Source organism: Arthrobacter silvisoli, from assembly GCF_003369445.1.
Classification (GTDB): domain Bacteria; phylum Actinomycetota; class Actinomycetes; order Actinomycetales; family Micrococcaceae; genus Arthrobacter; species Arthrobacter silvisoli.
The window spans coordinates 16,287-34,441 of record NZ_QRCU01000073.1; the positions used below are offsets into that span (position 1 = coordinate 16,287).

The following is an 18,155-nucleotide window of genomic DNA, read 5'->3' on the forward strand; positions in this document are numbered from 1 at the left end:
TTGAAACCGACTCTGCCACACTGGCAGGCGCAAGCTCCATTGACGGCTGAGGAGAGACCGTTGGGGAGCAAACGTGATCCAAGGACCGGCCTCGGGGAGGCTGCATGCATCTCTTAGGCCGGGGCGGGCTTAAACTGGTGTGACGGCTGAGGGAGATGTGAAGGATGCTGCTCGATACGCTGAGTCTGGAGTTTGCGCTGAGCGTGGTGGCGCTGTTGTTGTGCCTCCTGTTTTTCAGCACCTTCCGGCAGACCCGCTCCGCGTACAGCGGCTGGTGGTGCATTTCCCTGGGCTGCCTGCTCACCGGGAACGTGGCATTCCTTCTTACCGGAACCCCGCAACAGCTCTGGGCCGACCCGCTGGGCAACGCCTTGGTGGTGGCGGGGGCGTTCTGTGTCTGGGCTGGCTCGCGTTCCCTGCGTGTCCTGCCCGTCCGCCGGTGGCAGCTCCTGGCCGCCCCCGTGCTCACGGCCGTGGCCTCGGTCCTGGAGAATCCTGCGTCCAACGAATGGTCCGGCGGAGCGGTGTACCTTGCGATGATGGCGCTCGGGATGGGCCTGGCGACCCGGGAGCTTTGGCTGGTCAAGCCCATCGGGTCCTGGATCAACCGTTCCCTGTCCCTGGGGGCCGGGACCCTGTCCGCGTACTTCCTGGTCCGGTGGGTCGTCTACCTGCTGGAGGGACCGGACGGCCCGGAATTCCGCACCTTCTTCAGCTCCTCGGTGACCAGTGTTCTCACCATGCTGCTCTTGGTGACGGTGTCGTACAGCATGACGGCACTGAGCAACGAACAGCTCATCAACGCGCTCAGCGAACAGGCGAACCGGGACAGCCTGACGGGTCTGCTCAACCGCAGGGCCTTCATGGAGCTTGGGTCCCGCGAGGTTCGCCGCCTGGACACCCGCGGCTCCACCTCGACGCTGATCATGGCCGACCTCGACCACTTCAAGAAACTCAACGACACCCACGGCCACACCGCAGGGGACGCCGCGATCAAGGCCTTCTCCGCAGCCTGCATGAGCACGGTCCGCACCACCGACCTCGTCGGCCGCTACGGCGGCGAGGAGTTCATCATCCTGCTCTCGGGAGCGGAACAGGAAACCGGTCAGATCATCGCGGCCGAAATCAGCCGCGTCCTGGCAGCCGCCCCGGCGCCGCCCGGTGTCACCTTCCCCACCGTGAGTTACGGTGTCGCCGCCAGCGCCGACGCCGGCGCCGACCTGGACCACATGATCGAAGCAGCCGACGCTGCTCTCTATCAGGCAAAAACCCGGGGCCGGAACCGCGCCGTAACCGCGAACCCGGCGAAAGCAGTGGATTTCCGCGCTACCAAGCCGGTGCGTGGGTCAAGATAGCCCGGAATTGACGGCCGCCGCCCGGTGACAAGTGCAAGCATTTCCCGACGGCAGGCTCCACCGGCCACGAACCGCTTTAGTGATGATGATGCGCGTGGCCGTGCTCCTCGTGTGCGTGGCCGTGCCCCTCGTGCCCCTCGTGCCCCTTGTGCCCCTCCGCCGCGAGCCCGGCGGCCTCCGCAAGGTGCTGCCAGCCGGCGTCGCTGAGGGCGTGGTAGCTGATGTGCAGCTCCCCCGCAGGGCCCTTCGTGGCTTCGGTGTCCCGCAGCTCCAGCGCTGCGACGAGCTTCGCGGAAGCCCCGAGGAACGCCTGGACTTGGGGATCGAGGCCATCCGGCCACGTTGTGGCGGCGACGGCGATGCGCGCATTCTTGATCAGCGCGGCCCAGTTGCGGTCGATCTTCGGTGCCGGCCCTGTCAGGTTCGTGGCGATGCCGTGGAAGCCGACATTGTCAATGAACGCAAGGGCCGCAAGTACGCCGGCAGTTCCTTCATCGTGGGTGTGAGGTTCCATGTGTGCTCTCCTCCGTCGGATTCAGGATGCGCCGCCGAGGACAGCGGTTCAAGCCCCTGCGGGCTGGCAGGAACAACAGAGGTGACCCGCCGCACCCTTGTTGTGAGGAATTTCCCGGCCACCCGCCGTCGTTGTCCCAAATGCGGCCGGATACGCGGCTGCCTGAACCGTATCCCGAAAGGCCGGCACCGACGTGACTGTTCCCCTCTCCATCCTCGACCTGGCAATCATCGGCAAAGGCCAGACGGCGGCGGAGAGCTTCGCGGGCAGCGTCGCCATGGCGCAGCTGGCCGAGCGGCTCGGCTACCGCCGGATCTGGTACGCCGAACACCACAACATGGCCTCCATCGCTTCCTCGGCCACGAGCGTGCTGATCGCGCACATCGCCGCGCACACGCAAAGCATCCGGCTGGGCGCCGGCGGCATCATGCTGCCCAACCACTCGCCGCTGACCATCGCCGAACAGTTCGGCACCCTCGAGACCCTGCACCCGGGCCGGATCGACCTCGGCCTCGGCCGCGCGCCCGGCAGCGACCAGAACACCATGCGCGCCCTGCGCAGGGACCCGACGGCGGCCGACACCTTCCCGCAGGACGTCCTGGAACTGCAGGGCTACTTGAGCGGGCCCAGCCGGATCCAGGGCGTGGAGGCGACGCCGGGACACGGCACGAACGTGCCGCTCTACATCCTCGGGTCCTCGCTCTTCGGAGCGCGGCTGGCTGCCCAGCTGGGGCTCCCGTACGCCTTCGCCTCGCACTTCGCGCCCGCAGCGCTGCAGGACGCCGTCGCGCTCTACCGCCGCGAGTTCAAGCCCTCGGAACAGCTCGCGGATCCGTACGTGATCGCCGGCGTGAACGTGGTGGCCGCGGATTCGGTGGCCGAGGCGCAGCAGCTGCACCTGGACGTGAAGCGGGCGCGCATCTCCACTTTCTTCGGCAACGGCCGCACTTTCACGGACGATGAGGCCGACCTCATCCTCGACTCTGCCCAGGGCCAGCACGTGGCCCAGATGATGCAGTACTCGGCAGTCGGAACCCCGGAGATCGTCCGCGACTACCTGGACGAATTCGCCAAGCACGCGGACGCGGACGAACTCATCGTGGCCCACCAAAGCACCGGCACCGAGAGTCGCCTGCGCTCCGTGGAACTCACCGCGCAGGCCGTGGGACTGGTGCGGGCTTAGGACCCGGCCGGCGGGTTCGCGGGGTACCGAAAGAGTGCGGCGGACCTTTACAGCTCCCGGCTTGAGCACAGGCTTCGCGGGGCCATAGAGTTCTCCTCATCACTCGGCGCTACGGCGCCGATCCTTCGCATCTTTTCGTGAATAATTGGGGGCTACATGGCGCGCGCCATCTCCAAGGCGCGGCTGCGCCTTGTTCTCTTATTGACCCTGCTGACCGGCATGGTTTTCGCCGGCGTTGTGCCGGCCCACGCCGCGGGCACGGCCAGCATCTCCGGCACCGTGACCGTCCCCGCGGGGGCGGACGTCACCCAGGCGGTGGTCCTGCTCCTGGTGGAGACGCCCGAGGGCTACACCATGCCGGATGCGGAAATCACGCCCGACGCCACCGGCGCCTACACCTTCGCGGAAATTTGGCCGGGGCGGTACAAGATCGTGTTCGCCCACCCGGCAACCACGGTCGGGTGGAACGGCGGCGCGTCCACCGAAGAGACCGCGTCGTGGATCGAACTGGCCGAGGGCCAGTCGGTGACGGGCGCGGATGCCACCCTTGCGCTGGCGGGGTCCATTGCCGGCTCGGTGAGCTTCGCCGACGGCGCGGAACCGGAACAGGTAGTGGTGTCTGCCTTCCTGGACGGTTCCTATGACTTCCCCGTTACGGCGACGGCGACCGACCCGGACGGCCAGTACATCCTGGAAAACCTCGCTCCGGGTTCCTACAAACTTAACTTCATGGGCAGCGCAGCATCGGTGTGGAACGGCAACAGCCTGAGCCCGGAGACCGCACCGGCCATTGTGGTGGCCGAGGGAGCCGCGATTACCGGCGAGGATGTCACGATCACCGTCGACCCCGGTGCGGGCAGCATCTCCGGAACCGTGGTCCGGCTCGGCGGCGGCGGAGTCGAAGGAACCTTGGTGGAGGTCAGAGACCTGTCCGGCATGCCGGTAACTGAAACGAACGCCGCAGCCGACGGCACCTATACGGTGTCCAGCCTTGCCGCTGGGCTCTACAAGGTGTCCATTCACCCGAGCCCGATCGGTAGCGATCCTGTTTGGTACGGGGGCACGGATCAGGCCACGGCCACCCCGATCGAGGTCGCCGCCAGTGCCGCAGTCACAGGTATCGACTTCACTTTGCCAGCCGCGGCGAGCCTCAGCGGCACCGTGGCAGGCTACGACGGGGAAGCACCCCTAATGGTGCAGGTCTATCCGCTTTCCAATCACCCGCGATATGGCCCGCCCCTCGGCTACACCATGGTTAACCCGGACGGCAGCTACACCGTGAGCGGTCTGCCCACCGGTCAGGTGAAGGTACGGCTTTTCGGGGAGATCGGCGGCTACGCCAATGAATGGTACGGCGGCGACATCCGCACCACCACTGTCCTGAACGTGACCGAAGGACAGACAACCTCGGGGATCAATTTCACGGCGGTTCCGGAAGCCGTGATTGCGGGGCAGGTCAAGTCCCCGTTCCCTCCTGACCGGACGACTGTCAGGGTCCTGAACGAAGCCGGCAACGAGGCGGGCGATGCCCTCCCGGCCGAGGACGGCAGTTACGAGGTCCTTGGTCTGCCCGCCGGTTCCTACACGGTCGAATTCCGGGCGTCCACGGACGACGGCAGCATGACCTCTTGGTACGGCGGTAAGACCCTCGCCAGCGCGGCCACGGTGACCGTCGAGGCCGGCCAGACAGTGACCGGCATCGACAGCGACGTGGTGAAGAAGCCTGCCCCGCCGCGGAAGCCCACTGATACCGTGCCGCCGCAGAAGCCAGCGGGTTCCGCCACGTCGGCGCAGAAACCTGCGGACGCGGAACCGTCGCAGGAACCTGCCGGAGTTGCCGCTGCGGCCACCACCGTGGAGCCTGCAGGAACGGCAACCACCGCGCAGGCCGCCGCGAACACCGCCGGCGTGCAGCGAGCCTCCGCCACCGGCGCTGCTCCGGTTAAGGCTGGTGACGAGGCCAAGGTTGGCGACCTGGCCCCGACGGGCGAGGCGGCAGACACCGGTAGCCCGGCCACAACGGGCACGCCGGCCGCCGCAGGTGACCTCGCCGAAGCCAGCGCGCCGGCGAACCTCGCCCCGCTGGGCCTGGCCCTTGGAGTGCTCGGCGCTGCCGGCGTCGCGATCTTCCTGACCGCCCGGTTCCGGGCACACCGCTAGGCGTCAACAGCCGGTGGTCCGGGAACAGTTCGTTCCCGGATCCCCGGCCACGGCCCCCGCAGCCGTTACGCCCCGGCAACACCGGGGCCACGCAGGCGAAACGGGGCGGGCGGACACTGGACGGATCCACCCGGAAGGATGCCGCCCATGCCCACCCCGCTCAACCAGTCCGTGGCCGATTCGGCACTGCTGACCAACTCGCTCCCGCTGGGCCTGCTACGGGCGTTCGTCCAGTCTGGCGGGGCCGACGACGGCATCACCCCGCAACTGCTCGCCGAACTGCGGCTCCTGGCCCGCACGCCGGGACTGCTCGTGGCCTGCAACTACGGCGGGACCCTGTGCGTGGCCGAGGGCGTCTCCACCGAAACCCTTCCGCTGGGCAGCGCCGCCGTCGCGCTCCGGGCGCTCGCCGCCCTGCCCAACACCCACGCCGCCGTCGTATCCGGCCGCTCCCTGAGGGACCTGGCCGCCGTCTCCCGGCTCCCCGCGGAAGTCCACCTGGTGGGCTCGCACGGCGTCGAATTCGACATGGCGTACGCCTACGGCGTGTCCATGGCCACCGAAGACCTCCTGCAGCAAACCGCCACGGCCCTCCACGAATCCCTCGGCTTCGAGAAGGGCATCAGCATCGAACGCAAGCCGGCCGCCGTCGGGATCCGTACCCGCATGGCGACCCCGGACGTGGTGGCCAGGGTGACCCGGCGGGCCCGGGAGATCGCCCAGGAACTGGGCCTGCACTTCATCGTGGACGGCTCGGTGCTGGACCTTTCGGTGGTTGAGCCTTCCAAGGACGCCGCCCTGGAACAACTGCGGCAAAAGCTCGGGGCCAGTGCCGCACTGTTCGCCGGCGACGCCGACAGCGACGAACTTGCGCTGGCGACGCTCCGCGGCCCGGACCTCGGCCTGCGCGTGGGACCCGGCGACACTGCGGCAGCCCACCGCCTGCCGGACCCCGAATCTTTCGCGAAGGTCCTGGCCATCCTGTTCGAACTGCGCCGCGCCTGGCTGTTCGGCGAAGACGCAGTGGGCCTGGAACGGCATTCGATGATCGGCAACGGGGCCTCGACGGCCCTGCTCACTCCTGAAGGCAAGATCTGCTGGATGAGCCACCCCCTTCCCGATTCCGGCTCCTTGTTCGCGCACATCCTGGGCGGCGATCCCGCCGGTCACTTCAGCGTAGAACCGGTCAAGGCCGCCCAGGCGCTGGGGCAGCGCTATGTGGACAACACCATGATCGTGGAGACCCGCTGGGCCGACGTCATGGTCACGGACTACCTCGAACCCGCGCCCGAGGGCATCACCAGCCTCGTCCGGGTGCTGACCGGGACAGGCAGCGCCCGCATTGTGTTCGCGCCGCGCCCGGACTACGCGAACGCCCCCTTCAGCATGGAGGTCCGCGGCGATGAGCTGCACGTCGTGGGAACCTCAGACCCCATCGTCCTCGTCGCGCCCGGCGTCGCCTTCACCGTCACCAGCGACGGCAGGCACGCCACCGCCACCGCCGAGGTCAGCCTCGCCTACGGTCCCGTCGTCCTGAACCTGAGGTGCGGGGACACAGAGCCGACGACGGCGGACCCCGCCGGAGAGCCCGGGCGGCGGGCCGCCGTCGCGCAGGAATCCCGGCAGTGGGTCCGCGAACTGGAGCTGCCCGGCATGAAACCCTCGCTGGTGCGGCGCTCCGCGCTGGTGCTGAAATCCCTGGTGCACGAGCCCACCGGGGCGGTACTCGCCGCCCCCACCACCTCCCTGCCGGAAGGAATCGGCGGAACCCGCAACTGGGACTACCGCTATTGCTGGCTGAGGGACGGATCCATGACGGTGAACGCCTTGGTGGACCTCGGTTCCACGGCGGAGGCCGACGGTTTCCTGCGCTGGCTGGGCCGCATCCTGGAGAACGCGCCAGGGCCCGAATGGCTGCACCCCCTGTACTCCGTGACCGGAGCACCGCTGTCCACCGAGGCCATCATCGAGACCTTGCCCGGGTACGCGGGTTCGCGGCCCGTGCGGATCGGGAACGCGGCGGACCACCAAGTGCAGCTGGACGTGTTCGGCCCGATCGCGGAGCTCATCCACGGCCTCGGCAAACGCCGGGGGACCCTGCCGGACGAGCATTGGCGGCTCATGGAGCAGATGGCGTCGGCCGTGCTGGCGCGCTGGCATGAGCCGGACCATGGCATTTGGGAAGCCCGCCGTGCCCCGCGCCACCACACCTACACCAAGGTGATGTGCTGGGTGACGCTGGACCGGGCGATGCATACCGCCGTCCGTTTCCGCAGGCCAGTCGGCGCCGGGTGGGAAGAGGCGGCCAACACCATCCGGGAGGAAGTGCTCCGCGAAGGCTGGGACGATGCGGCACGCTCCTACACCGTGGCGTACGACAGCCCGGACCTGGACGCCGCGGTGCTGCACATCGGCCTGTCCGGCCTGTTGGATGTCCGCGACCAGCGCTTCCTGGATACCGTCGCCGCCGTCGAACGCGAACTGCGGGTGGGGCCGACCGTCTTCCGGTACCGGTACGACGACGGCCTGCCGGGTTTGGAGGGCGGGTTCCACATCTGCACCACTTGGCTGATCGAGGCGTACCTTGCCGTGGGCCGGATGGACGATGCGCTGGAGCTGTTCAACCAACTCGTCGCGCTGTTCGGTCCGACCGGACTGCTGCCCGAGGAGTACGACCCGGGCACGGAAACCCACTTGGGCAACCATCCGCAGGCATACTCGCACCTGGGCTTCATCCGCTGCGCGCAGCTGCTGGACCGTTACCTGGCAACGGTGGAGGAGGAGTAGGCGCTGCTGGCTCAGGGCAGGAATCTGGCTCAGCGCAGGAACTTGGCTTAGTGCAGGAACGCGGCGATGCCGATCATCGCAGGCATCGCGACGATGGTGGTGATGAGCACCGTGTCCTTCGCGATGGTGATGCCCCGCTGGTAGCGGTTGGCGGCCACGAAGACGTTCTGCGCGGTGGGCAGGGCGCCAGCGATGGTCGCTGCGAACAGCGCGTGGCCGCTAAGTCCGAGGATGAAGTGTGCGGCGAGGAAAGCCAGCACCGGGTGCAGGACGAGCTTGAACGAGGACGCAAGGACGATGTCCGTGCGGCGTCCGCTGGCCGCCGAGAAGGGCCGGTTGCCGTTCAGCGACATGCCGAAGGACATGAGCATGGCCGGGACCGCCGCGCCGCCGATGAAGTGGATCGGCTGCAGGACAGGGTCCGGCAGCTGCAGATGGAGGGCGGAGAACAGCAAGGCCAGGCCGGAGGCCACGATCACCGGGTTCTTCAGGATGATCAGCAGGAACTTCAGCAGCGGGTTCTGCTTGGCACTGCGGCTGCCGTGGGTGGCGTCCAGGATCATCAGGTTGACCGGGTTGTAGAAGGCCAGCTGGAAGATCAGCAGCGGCGCCACGTAGCTCGCGTCGCCCAGCACATAGACGGCGATCGGGATTCCGAGGTTGGCGCTGTTGGCCTGGCTGGCGCTCATGGCGCCGATGATCGCCTCGGGCATCTTCCGCTTGAGCACGAACTTACTGAGCAGCACATAGCTGATGCCCACCGTCGTTCCGCCGATCGCGGCGACCGCGAGTTGCGGGCCAAGCACATCCTCGAGCCTGGCTTTGGACAGCGTTTCGAACAGCAGCGCAGGGCTGGCAACAAAGAACGCGAGGCGGCTGAGGGTGTGCCCGGCATTCGGGCCGAGGATCCCGCGCTTGCCGACGAACCAGCCCACCCCGATGATCGCCCACACCACGAAGAAGCCGGAAAGTACGTCAATCACAACGCGGTTCCGGGAGCGCTGGGTGGGTTGCCGGGGAGGGTCACCACCCCAGCGTAATCAGATTTATTCGCGCCGGTGGTGCCGTCGGGCGTGATTCCCGTTATGTGGACGGGCTGGAGGGAAGGGCGCCTGGAAGCGTGCCGGTAGTGGCGCCGATCAGTGCTGGCGGACGTTGCTCAGGGCGTGCGGCGGGCGCAGGAGTCCTGGCGTGTGGCCCTCGGCGGGATCGCTGCCGAGCTGCAGGATCTTGTTGTTGCGGTCCACATGGACCACCTTGGGCTCGTAGGCCAGGGCCTCTTCGGTGGTCATCTCCGCGTAGGTGATGAGGATGACCGTGTCGCCCACGTGCACCAGGTGCGCGGCGGCACCGTTGATGCCGATGACGCCCGAACCGCGCTCGCCGGCGATGGTGTAGGTCTCCAGACGGGCGCCGTTGGTGACATCGACAATCGACACGAGCTCGCCGGGGAGGATGTCCGCAGCGTCCAGGAGATCGAGGTCCACGGTGACGGAACCGACGTAGTGCAGATCAGCATGGGTGACCGTGGCGCGGTGGATCTTGGACTTAAACATTGTGCGGTTCATAACGGCTCAAGTTTAGCGCGGGCTTTGCCGGGTGGCCTGTGACATGGGTTACGCCTGCTTCCGGGCTGCGTGCTCCGCCCGGCGCTTCGCAAGCGCGCCGTACGCGGCGAAGAGCTTCGGCACGACGACGTACACCGCGGCTGGAACCACAAGCAGGGTCAGCAGGAGCGCGCGGAACACAGGATGCCAGTTCTCCATCAACGGGCCAAGGGCCAGCATTCCCGCACTGACCAAAGGGAAGATCGCCAGCCAGGTAATAAGCGCCCGGGTGTGAACTGAGGGTGCGGGCGGGGCGGACGGCAGTTCGGCGCGGAGCAGCTCGCCCTGGACGGGAGCTTGCCGGGTTTGGGTGAGGCTCATCAACTCTCCAGATAGACGGGGACTTGTCCAATGGAACCGGAACGCCCCGCAGTTTCTTCCCAGGCCTGCCTGTGATGCGGCGCACGGTGATGCCTCACTGCCCGGCCCTACGACTGTTTCCGGGCTGCGAGCTGCGCCCGGCGCTTCGCGAGCACGCCGTATGCGGCGAACAGCCTGGGCACCACGAGGTACACGGCGGCCGGAACCACCAGGAGCGTCAGAATGAACGCCCGGAGCACGGGGTGCCAGCTTTCCATCAACGGGCCGATGGTCAGCATTCCGAGGCTGACCAGCGGGAAGATCGCCAGCCAGGTGATGAAGGCACGAACGTGGATGGAGGGCAAAGGTGGCGGGGCAGCCGCCGGGCCGTTCTGGGCTGCCGCTTGCTGGGCTGAGGAGGGGCTCATTGGTACTCCATAAGGGCAGATATACGCAGGGAATACACGCAAATCAACACGCGCTGCCCGCAGTTTCTTCCCGGTGCCAATGACGCGGAGCACGCTGGGGGTGGGTGCTGTCCGGCGACGTCACGCCACACACGTTTTCAGGCCAACCACGGGCGCTGTGCCCTGGAAATCCGTGCCCTGGAAATCCGCGGCGGCCGGCCCAAGCGTGTGCGCAAGACCTGCGTGGCATGACGGCCGGGCCCGTGACGCCCGAACCCCTACGCCTGCTTCCGCAGCGTCCTGCCGATGATCGCCTGCGTCAGCGCATCGACCGCCTCGGCGTTGGCCAGGGGATTGCGGATCAGGGTGAAGTCCACGTCGCCCACCGGCGGGAGGTCGAAGCGGTTCGTGATGACCTTCAGGTCCTCCGGAACCAGCGACGACGGCATGACGGCGACGCCGATGCCAGCCCGTACCGCCGCGAGGACTCCCGCGATCTGCTTGGTGGAGCATGTCACCCGCCAGGTGCGGCCCCGGGCCTCGAGGGCGTCGATGGCGAGCTTCCGGCTGATGCTTGGCGCGGGGTAGCAGATGAGCGGGACCGGACTTCCCGGATCGAGCACCGTTTGCTCCAGGCCCACCCAGTCGAAGCTGTCCTTCCGGACCACCGTGCCGTCCTTGGCCTCGCCCACCCACTTCACGAACACCAAGTCCAGCTGGCCTGCGTTGAGCCGCCGGTACAGCTGGTCGCTCTGGCTGACCGTGAGCTCCAGGTTCACCTGCGGATACAGTTGCCGGAACTCGCGGAGAATCCGCGGCAGGCCCGTGATGGCGAGGTCGTCCGCCGTGCCGAAGCGCAGCCGGCCGCGCATCGCCGATCCCGAAAAGTAGCGCGCGGCGTCGTCATGGGCTGCCAGGATGCTGCGCGCGAAGCCAGCCATCGCGTCCCCGTTGTCCGTCAGCCGGACATCCCGGGTGTCCCGCGCCACGAGCGAACGCTTGGCTGCGGCTTCCAGCTTCCGGACGTGCTGGCTGATGGTGGGCTGGGCCAGGCCCAGGCGCTCGGCGGCCTTGGTGAAGCTCAGGGTCTCCGCCACGGCAAGGAAAGAACGCAACTGCACCGGATCGAACAGTATTGCCTCGGACAAGGGACTCCTCAACGGGCCAGGCCCGCCCTATTGCGGAATGCAATGAGAGTTATAAGGCCAATACGCTTCCATGATTATCGGGGCCAACCCTAGCGTTAAAGGCATCCCAGTGAAACCACCTGAACCGAATCCTGCCTGAACCAAACGTTTGATGAGGACACTCCCTTGGCACCCCCTCCACCCTCCGAAGCAACCGTCAGCCATTCCGCCATCGAATCCGCGAGTTCCGCGGCCCGCAGCGCCGCCCGCAGCCCGGACACCGTCACCCAGCCGATCGCCGTCGTGAGCGAACGCCTGCCCTGGCGCCACACCTTCATCTCCCTGCGGATCCACAACTTCAGGGTCTTCGCGATCGGCCATTTCGTGGCGGTCATCGCACTGTGGATGCAGCGGATCGCCCAGGATTGGATGGTGCTGCAGCTCTCCGGCTCGGTGACCGCCGTCGGCATCACCGTGGCGCTGCAATTCTTGCCCTCCCTGGTGCTCGGCCCGTGGGGCGGCATGATCGCGGACCGCTTCGCCAAACGCCGCATCCTCATGCTCTGCCAAAGCGTGGCCGCCGCCCTCGCCGCGAGCCTCGCGGTCCTCTCGCTCAGCGGCGCGGTCCAGGTGTGGCACGTCTATGTCATCGCGTTCATCCTGGGCCTGGTCACCGTGCTCGACCAGCCCGCCCGCCAGGTCTTCGTCAATGAACTCGTCGGGCCCACCTACCTGCGCAATGCGATCAGCGTCAACTCCACCACCTTCCAGTTGGGCGGGCTGATCGGCCCGGCCCTGGCCGGCGTGCTGCTGAACGCCGTCGGGCCCGGCTGGGCCTTCGCCGGCAACGCCCTGGCCTGCTGCTCCACCATCACCACCCTGCTGCTCCTGCGCAAGAGCGAGCTCCACGTCAGCACGCCGGCGCCCCGGCGCAAGGGCATGCTCGCCGAGGGTCTCCGGTACGCGCTGCGCAAGCCCACCATCTACTGGCCGTGGCTCATGGCCGGCTTCGTGGCCGTGTTCGGAATGAGCCTGCCCGTGCTGCTGGCCGCCTTCGCGGATCACGTGTACGACGCCGGTGCCGGCGGCTACGGCCTGCTCAACGCCTTAGTGGCGCTCGGTGCATTGGCCGGCGCGATCGCTTCAGCCCGACGCCGGCGGTTGCGCCTGCGCTCGGTGGTGCTGTGCGCGGGAATGTACGGGCTCATGCTGTGCCTGGGTGCGCTGGCGCCGTCGATGGCCTTGTTCGGAGCGGCCATGGTCCTCTCGGGATTCTGGTGCCTGATGTTCCTCACCGCAGCAAACCAGCTGGTGCAGACCAGCGCCAACATGGCCATCCGCGGCCGGGTCATGAGTCTGTACCTCGTGGTGCTGATCGGTGGCCAGGCGATCGGCGGGCCCATGATGGGCTGGTTGGCCGAACACTTCAACCCGCACCTGGCCATCCTGGTGGCAGGCGGGGTGCCAGCTCTCGCGGCGGCGACGGTCGCCGTCGTGCTCGCCCGGAAGTCGGCGCTGCAGCTCAAGGTGGACCTGAAGAACCGGCGCAGCATCGTGCGGATCGTGCCCCGGGCGGCGTAGCTGCCAGCCCGGTCTTGCGCCCCCGCGACGCTCCTTCCCGGTTCCTTGTTCCCGCACCCCGTTCTTGGCCCGAAAACCGGCGTGTCTGTCGTGACACGCCCGGCTTCCGGGAAGCAAGCGGGCGGGAGCGTTCGGGCCGCAGCCGCCTGGAAACGAGGAACACCCCGGAAACGAAGAACACCCCGGTCCGATGGGCCGGGGTGTTCCTGTGTGAAATGGAGCGGGCGACGGGAATCGAACCCGCGTATCAAGCTTGGGAAGCTAGCGCTCTACCATTGAGCTACGCCCGCATTGCCCGGCACTTTGTCGACGACTCAGCCGGAGCAGATCCCAGCTTAGCGCAGATCACAGGCGTTCCCGGACAGACCCGCCGCAGGCCCGAAACGGTGCCCGAAACGGAGCCCCACCCGCGGCGGGAATCCGGGCTTATCTGAAGAGCTTCATCGGGCCCCAGCCGCTCCCGGCGGGCCTCGGCGGAATCCAACTGCCGCTGCGGAAGCCGTAGTAATTGAGCGTGCCGTCCGTTCTGCGGGCGAGGAGGCCGCGCGTCCCCAGCCCCGCGTAGCCGTAGGCGGGCGCCACCGAGGTCATTACCTGCCAGCCGCCGCCGATCGTTGAGGGGTAGGCGATGCCGCCGGCGCCGTTTCCCCTGTAATACAGCAGGGCACCGCCGGGCAGCTGGGCGAGCACATCGTTGTTGCCGTCGTTGTTCCAGTCGGCCAGGGTGATGCCGCGGCCGGCCCACCCCGGGCCCATCGACACAAAGCCGCCAAGCGCGCCGCCGGTGCTGTTGGCGTAGTAGCGCAGCACGCCGTCGGGCCGGTAGCCGAGCACACCCGGGTACATCGCGCTCCGCGACAGCTTGCCCACGGTGATGGTCATGTCCGCCCAGCCCCAGCCCACGCTCCGCAAACCGTCGAAGCCGCCGCCGGCCCGCCCGCGGTACAACGCGAGCACGCCGTTCTTCCATTGCGCGAGGATGTCGTACACGCCGTCCGCATTCCAGTCCACCACGAAGCCCTGCTTGAGGTTCGACCAGCCGCCGCCGATAGTCGTCCGGTAACGGTAGCTCCCGGACTGCGGTGCCGTGTAGAGCAGCAGGTGCCCGGCGGAGTCCACGGCCAGGAGGTCCGAGCCGCTCTTGATGCTGGCCCCGGATGCCGGGTTGCCGGCGAAGTAGTGCTCGAGGGTGGGGAAGCTGCGGGCGCGCATATCCGCGGCGATCGTGGGCCCGATGTAGCGCAGGTGCCAGGGTTCGTAGCTGTAGCCCGTCGTGCTCGAATAACCGTTGGGGTAGCGCACGATGAAGCCGTAGCGGTACGCGTTTGCCGCCACCCAGCGCCCGGCCGGGGTGTCGCCGAAACAGGTCGACAGGCCGCAGGAGCCGCCCGCGTTGCCGATGTCCACAGCCAAGCCGGTCTGGTGTTCGCTGTATCCGGGTTTGGCCGAGATGGTGTCCGCGTAGGCCTGCCCGTACGTCCGGACGTAGTAGTCGTACAGGGCGGCCTGGGTGTCGTAGGAGCGGTAGCCGCTCACCACGGTCAGCCCCTGCCCGGCGCTGGATGCGGCGTTGAAGAGCGAATTGAGGGCCCCTGCCGCCTCCGCGCGCAGGTAGTAGCCGCTGCCCCTGACGTTGACAAGGTCGCTGGGAGCGTAGCGCAGCGGGTTGAGGGGGTGGGATTTGTTGACCAGGACCGCGGTGCTGCCGGCGGCGAACACCGGCGCCAGGCTCGGCAGCGGATTGACGGTTGCAGGTACCGGGCCCGCTGCCAGGGCGGCGGGCCCGACGACGGTGTGAACCGGGGCCGCGGGCGCCAGCGCCGGGGTGCCCAGCAACAGCGCCGCGCACAGCGAAAAGGCAAGCGGCAAGCGGACCCGGGCCCGGCGTCGTCGGGCCCGGAATGGGTGGGAGTCATTCAAGGCAGGCACGAACAGTCCCCTTCTGTTTTGCGGCGCAGGAACTGTACCGCAATCTTGGCGCGAGCGGAATAAAGATTCGGTTAAGGCTCGCTGCAACGGTGTCCCGGCACAGCGGCCCCTGCATATCCTGAAACGGTTAGCTATGCGTCATGGGGAACCGGGCTACATCGTTTTGTCGCACGTTGAAAGGGGATCCCATGGCATTCGCAGAGCACGAAGTACTGATCGGCCGTGACGCCATGAGTGTGTACCTTTTCCTCGTGGACGGGCTGAACAACCCGCTGTGGCGCGACGGCATCCGCAGCATTTCCCTTCGCTCCGGAAAGGCCGGTTCGAAGGGCGCCGTGTACCAGCAGACCCTGCTCGGCCCCGGAGGGCGGCCCCTTGCCGCCGACTTCCAGATCGTCGAAGCCAGGCCTGGTGCAGAGGTGCGCTTTGAAGTCATTGCCGGCCCCGCCCGGCCCCTCGGCGGCTACTACCTGAGCACTGAGGGGCCCAATACGCGGCTGCGCTTCGCACTGGAGTTCCACCCGAAGGGCATGCAGAAGCTGATGGGCGGGATGATCCAGAAGACCATGGAGGCCGAGGTGCTCCAACTGGACAAGCTGAAGCTGGTGCTCGAGGAGGAGAACGCGGCGTAGGACGGTTCTCCGCCGCTGCTGCGCCGGCTTGACGCCGGCTTGACGCCGGCGTGGGCTACTGTGCCGGTTTGACGCCGGCGTGGGCTACTGTGCCAGTTTGACGCCGCCCCAGCCGCTGGCGACCGTGGTGACCCCGGCGAACTTTCCGCTGCTGAGGTCCCAGTACTCGATTTTCCCGTCTGCGGTCAGCCCTGCGATGCCGGTGGTGTTCAGGCCGGTGACATTCCGCAGGGAACGCAGCCCGCTGTAGTCCGTCCAGCCGGTGCCGACCACGGGCCGGGTCTCGGTCTTCGGGGCCGGGGCGCCGCTGCCGCGGTAGAGGCGCAGGTTGCCGGTGCTTTCCACCGCGAGCAGGTCCTGCAGGCCGTCGGCATCGTAGTCGACCATGGCCAGCCGCAGCCCCGGAACGGTCACGCCCAGGCTGCTCGCGATGCCCACGGCTGCGAGCCCGCGGTTCTGGTAGAGGTAGAGCTGGCCTTTCGAATTCGTGGCCAGGATCTGCGGCATCCGGTTGTTGCCGCACCAGGTGCCCACTGCCACGGTCATGGTCTGCCAGCCGCTGCCGCCCAGCTGCACGGGGGCCGCGAAGCCGCCGTCAAGCAGCCCGGGGTAGAGCAGGAGCCGGCCGTCGAGCTGCTGGGCGAGCACGTCGAACACGCCGTCCCGGTCCCAGTCCGTCACGAAGAGTTCCTTGGCGCCGGTGAAGCCCTTGCCCACGGCGCGCACGGGGCCGAAGGATCCGTTGCCGAGCGCCGGGTAGTCCCGCAGGTTGCCGTAGGGATCCACCGATACCAGGTCGCCCGGTCCGCGGATCGCCGCGTTCGTGAGGTCCCAGGTGGGCGGCTGCTGCTTCACAAGGGGCGTGCACACATCTGTCGCCGGCGGTGTGGGCGGCGTGACGGCGGCGCCGGGGCTGTTCACCGTTCCGGCCGGGAGGGTGCTGTAGCCGAAGAGGTTCACCACGCCCCACATGGTGTAGCGGTTCGGGGTGGTCTGCCAGTTTCCGTCCGTGAAGGTGATCCCGACGCCGATCACATTGAAACGCGGGTCCCGCAGCATGGCATCGTGGGCGGGGGAGCTCTTCCACCAGTCGACCAGTTTCGCGGCGTCGCGGTCCCAGCGCACCGCGATCACCTCGCCGGCGCCGCGGTCCGGATTAAGGGCACGGGGGTCCAACCAGAAGTTCGCACGGTGCTCGATTACCTCGCGCGTGGCGATGTTGTCCGACCAGTCCTGGGACAACGAGGCCACGGTGGGGTGGTACTTCACCGGGTTCAGTTTCAGGGATGCCCGATAGCTGTTGATGGCGTTGAAGACCGCAAGCACGGCGGCGGAGTTGTCGTCCTTCACCAGGGCCTGCGGGGCGAGCCGGGTCACCTCCGAGGCGCGGACGGCGGTGAAGGCTTCCGTGGGGCCCGCCTCGGACGCGGTCTTGGCCGCGGAGTCCCTGGGTGCCGCCGCCTTGGGGGCGGTGGTCTTCGCGGCGGGGAGGGGGTCCGGTCCCCACAGGGGCGGGATGCTGGGAACTTCCGGCGGTGTGCCTGCCGGGGAGGTGGGTGCCGGCTGGCCCGGAACCGGGGGAGCCGCGGGTGACGTGGGTGTTGGCGACGGGCTCGATGACGCCCCGGGAGCCGGGGTGGCCGAGGGCGTCGCCGCGGAGGTAGCGGACGGTTCGGCAGTCGCCGCCGAGCCTGAAGGTGCGGCAGGATCCAGGGGCGCGGCGGAGTCTGCACCCTCGGATGGCGAGGGCGAGGACGTCGCGGTTGCCGCCGTCGTCGGGCCCTGCAGGAACCCGGCCGGAGACGAGCCGGCCAGGACGGTGGTGGCGATCAGGCATGCCAGAAGGGCGGCCCCAGCTGCCGCAATTCGATTCACTATTCACCAGCTCGCGTCGTGCCACCCAGCAGGCAGCGGCGGAATATGGTCCTCGGACTATAGTCGCAGACTTCCGCGGACGCCATGCCTGCCCGGAACCTACTGTATTTTTGATGCTGTGCTGATCTCTGACCGTGACATTCGTGCCGAAATCGATTCCCGACGCATCGTCCTGGAGCCGTACGACCCGGCCATGGTCCAACCGTCATCCGTGGACGTGCGGATCGACCGCTTCTTCCGGCTGTTCGACAACCACAAATACGCCCACATCGACCCCGCCGAAGAGCAGCCGGAGCTGACCCGCCTGGTGGAGGTGGAGGGCGACGAACCGTTCATCCTGCACCCCGGCGAATTCGTGCTCGGCTCCACCTTCGAGACCGTGAGCCTGCCCGATGACATCGCCGCCCGCCTCGAAGGCAAGTCCTCCCTGGGCCGCCTCGGCCTGCTGACCCACTCCACCGCGGGTTTCATCGACCCCGGATTCTCAGGCCACGTCACCCTTGAGCTGTCCAATGTCGCCACCCTGCCCATCAAGCTCTGGCCCGGCATGAAGATCGGCCAGCTCTGCTTCTTCCGCCTCAGCTCCGCAGCCGAACACCCCTATGGTTCGGGCGAATACGGCAACCGCTACCAGGGCCAGCGCGGACCGACCGCCAGCCGCAGCTTCCTGAACTTCCACCGGACGGACATCTGAGTTT

At 67.8% G+C, this 18,155-nt stretch carries 15 protein-coding genes and 1 tRNA gene; 7 read left to right on the forward strand and 9 right to left on the reverse strand.

The window, feature by feature from the left end:
• The first annotated feature begins 164 nt into the window (after positions 1–164).
• The gene (locus DWV11_RS16345) at positions 165–1,355 is read left to right on the forward strand and encodes a GGDEF domain-containing protein (RefSeq protein ID WP_115789980.1); all 1,191 of its coding nucleotides are present in this window, start codon (positions 165–167) and stop codon (positions 1,353–1,355) included.
• A gap of 76 nt (positions 1,356–1,431) precedes the next feature.
• On the opposite strand, the gene DWV11_RS16350 is transcribed toward DWV11_RS16345, so the two are convergent.
• Positions 1,432–1,869, reverse strand: a complete 438-nt coding sequence (locus DWV11_RS16350; RefSeq protein ID WP_115789981.1) for a hypothetical protein — start codon at positions 1,867–1,869, stop codon at positions 1,432–1,434.
• 193 nt (positions 1,870–2,062) lie between these two features.
• Between DWV11_RS16350 and DWV11_RS16355 the strand changes: the two genes are divergently transcribed.
• The 3 genes from DWV11_RS16355 (at position 2,063) to DWV11_RS16365 (ending at position 7,999) form a co-directional block, all read left to right on the forward strand.
• A complete protein-coding gene (locus tag DWV11_RS16355; RefSeq protein WP_115789982.1) occupies positions 2,063–3,052 on the forward strand; it encodes an LLM class flavin-dependent oxidoreductase in 990 nt (329 codons plus the stop codon).
• A gap of 156 nt (positions 3,053–3,208) precedes the next feature.
• Positions 3,209–5,212, forward strand: a complete 2,004-nt coding sequence (locus DWV11_RS16360) for an MSCRAMM family protein (protein WP_115789983.1) — start codon at positions 3,209–3,211, stop codon at positions 5,210–5,212.
• 147 nt (positions 5,213–5,359) lie between these two features.
• Positions 5,360–7,999 carry a trehalase-like domain-containing protein gene (locus DWV11_RS16365; protein WP_115789984.1) on the forward strand — a complete coding sequence of 880 codons (2,640 nt, stop codon included), beginning with the start codon at positions 5,360–5,362 and terminating at the stop codon, positions 7,997–7,999.
• Positions 8,000–8,046: 47 nt separating this feature from the next.
• Here the strand turns inward: DWV11_RS16365 and DWV11_RS16370 are convergent, their stop codons facing one another.
• The 5 genes from DWV11_RS16370 to DWV11_RS16390 all read right to left on the reverse strand — a co-directional run bounded on the left by DWV11_RS16370 (position 8,047) and on the right by DWV11_RS16390 (position 11,446).
• Positions 8,047–8,982 carry an AEC family transporter gene (locus tag DWV11_RS16370; protein WP_115789985.1) on the reverse strand — a complete coding sequence of 312 codons (936 nt, stop codon included), beginning with the start codon at positions 8,980–8,982 and terminating at the stop codon, positions 8,047–8,049.
• Between the two features lie 156 nt (positions 8,983–9,138).
• On the reverse strand, positions 9,139–9,567 hold the full coding sequence (gene panD, locus DWV11_RS16375; RefSeq protein ID WP_210725772.1) for an aspartate 1-decarboxylase: 429 nt from the start codon (positions 9,565–9,567) through the stop codon (positions 9,139–9,141).
• 48 nt (positions 9,568–9,615) lie between these two features.
• The gene (locus tag DWV11_RS16380) at positions 9,616–9,927 is read right to left on the reverse strand and encodes a putative antibiotic biosynthesis monooxygenase (RefSeq protein WP_115789987.1); all 312 of its coding nucleotides are present in this window, start codon (positions 9,925–9,927) and stop codon (positions 9,616–9,618) included.
• Between the two features lie 107 nt (positions 9,928–10,034).
• A complete protein-coding gene (locus tag DWV11_RS16385) occupies positions 10,035–10,334 on the reverse strand; it encodes a putative antibiotic biosynthesis monooxygenase (RefSeq protein ID WP_115789988.1) in 300 nt (99 codons plus the stop codon).
• Between the two features lie 257 nt (positions 10,335–10,591).
• Positions 10,592–11,446 (reverse strand): LysR substrate-binding domain-containing protein, encoded by an 855-nt coding sequence (locus DWV11_RS16390; RefSeq protein ID WP_115790007.1) that lies wholly within the window; start codon positions 11,444–11,446, stop codon positions 10,592–10,594.
• A 180-nt stretch (positions 11,447–11,626) separates the two neighbouring features.
• Between DWV11_RS16390 and DWV11_RS16395 the strand changes: the two genes are divergently transcribed.
• Complete coding sequence (locus DWV11_RS16395; protein ID WP_115789989.1) at positions 11,627–13,021, forward strand: MFS transporter; 1,395 nt, start codon at positions 11,627–11,629, stop codon at positions 13,019–13,021.
• 216 nt (positions 13,022–13,237) lie between these two features.
• Here the strand turns inward: DWV11_RS16395 and DWV11_RS16400 are convergent.
• Together DWV11_RS16400 and DWV11_RS16405 are read right to left on the reverse strand one after the other, a co-directional pair.
• Positions 13,238–13,311, reverse strand: a tRNA-Gly gene (locus tag DWV11_RS16400).
• Positions 13,312–13,447: 136 nt separating this feature from the next.
• A complete protein-coding gene (locus DWV11_RS16405) occupies positions 13,448–14,950 on the reverse strand; it encodes a M15 family metallopeptidase (protein ID WP_115789990.1) in 1,503 nt (500 codons plus the stop codon).
• A gap of 188 nt (positions 14,951–15,138) precedes the next feature.
• On the opposite strand from DWV11_RS16405, the gene DWV11_RS16410 reads away from it, so the two are divergent.
• Positions 15,139–15,582: an SRPBCC family protein gene (locus DWV11_RS16410; protein ID WP_115789991.1), complete on the forward strand. Its 444-nt coding sequence runs from the start codon at positions 15,139–15,141 to the stop codon at positions 15,580–15,582.
• Positions 15,583–15,666: 84 nt separating this feature from the next.
• Here DWV11_RS16410 and DWV11_RS16415 read toward each other — a convergent pair whose 3' ends face one another.
• Positions 15,667–17,457: a CAP domain-containing protein gene (locus DWV11_RS16415; protein WP_245953738.1), complete on the reverse strand. Its 1,791-nt coding sequence runs from the start codon at positions 17,455–17,457 to the stop codon at positions 15,667–15,669.
• Positions 17,458–17,575: 118 nt separating this feature from the next.
• Here DWV11_RS16415 and dcd point away from each other — a divergent pair, with 118 nt between their 5' ends.
• The gene (gene dcd, locus DWV11_RS16420; RefSeq protein WP_115789992.1) at positions 17,576–18,151 is read left to right on the forward strand and encodes a dCTP deaminase; all 576 of its coding nucleotides are present in this window, start codon (positions 17,576–17,578) and stop codon (positions 18,149–18,151) included.
• The last annotated feature ends 4 nt before the right edge of the window (positions 18,152–18,155 follow it).

Coding starts and splice junctions, on each gene's coding strand:
- panD (WP_210725772.1), bottom strand. CDS start 9,567: ATGAACCGCACAATGTTTAAGTCCAAGATCCACCGCGCCACGGTCACC.
- DWV11_RS16350 (WP_115789981.1), bottom strand. CDS start 1,869: ATGGAACCTCACACCCACGATGAAGGAACTGCCGGCGTACTTGCGGCC.
- DWV11_RS16345 (WP_115789980.1), top strand. CDS start 165: ATGCTGCTCGATACGCTGAGTCTGGAGTTTGCGCTGAGCGTGGTGGCG.
- DWV11_RS16385 (WP_115789988.1), bottom strand. CDS start 10,334: ATGAGCCCCTCCTCAGCCCAGCAAGCGGCAGCCCAGAACGGCCCGGCG.
- DWV11_RS16380 (WP_115789987.1), bottom strand. CDS start 9,927: ATGAGCCTCACCCAAACCCGGCAAGCTCCCGTCCAGGGCGAGCTGCTC.
- DWV11_RS16365 (WP_115789984.1), top strand. CDS start 5,360: ATGCCCACCCCGCTCAACCAGTCCGTGGCCGATTCGGCACTGCTGACC.
- DWV11_RS16410 (WP_115789991.1), top strand. CDS start 15,139: ATGGCATTCGCAGAGCACGAAGTACTGATCGGCCGTGACGCCATGAGT.
- DWV11_RS16360 (WP_115789983.1), top strand. CDS start 3,209: ATGGCGCGCGCCATCTCCAAGGCGCGGCTGCGCCTTGTTCTCTTATTG.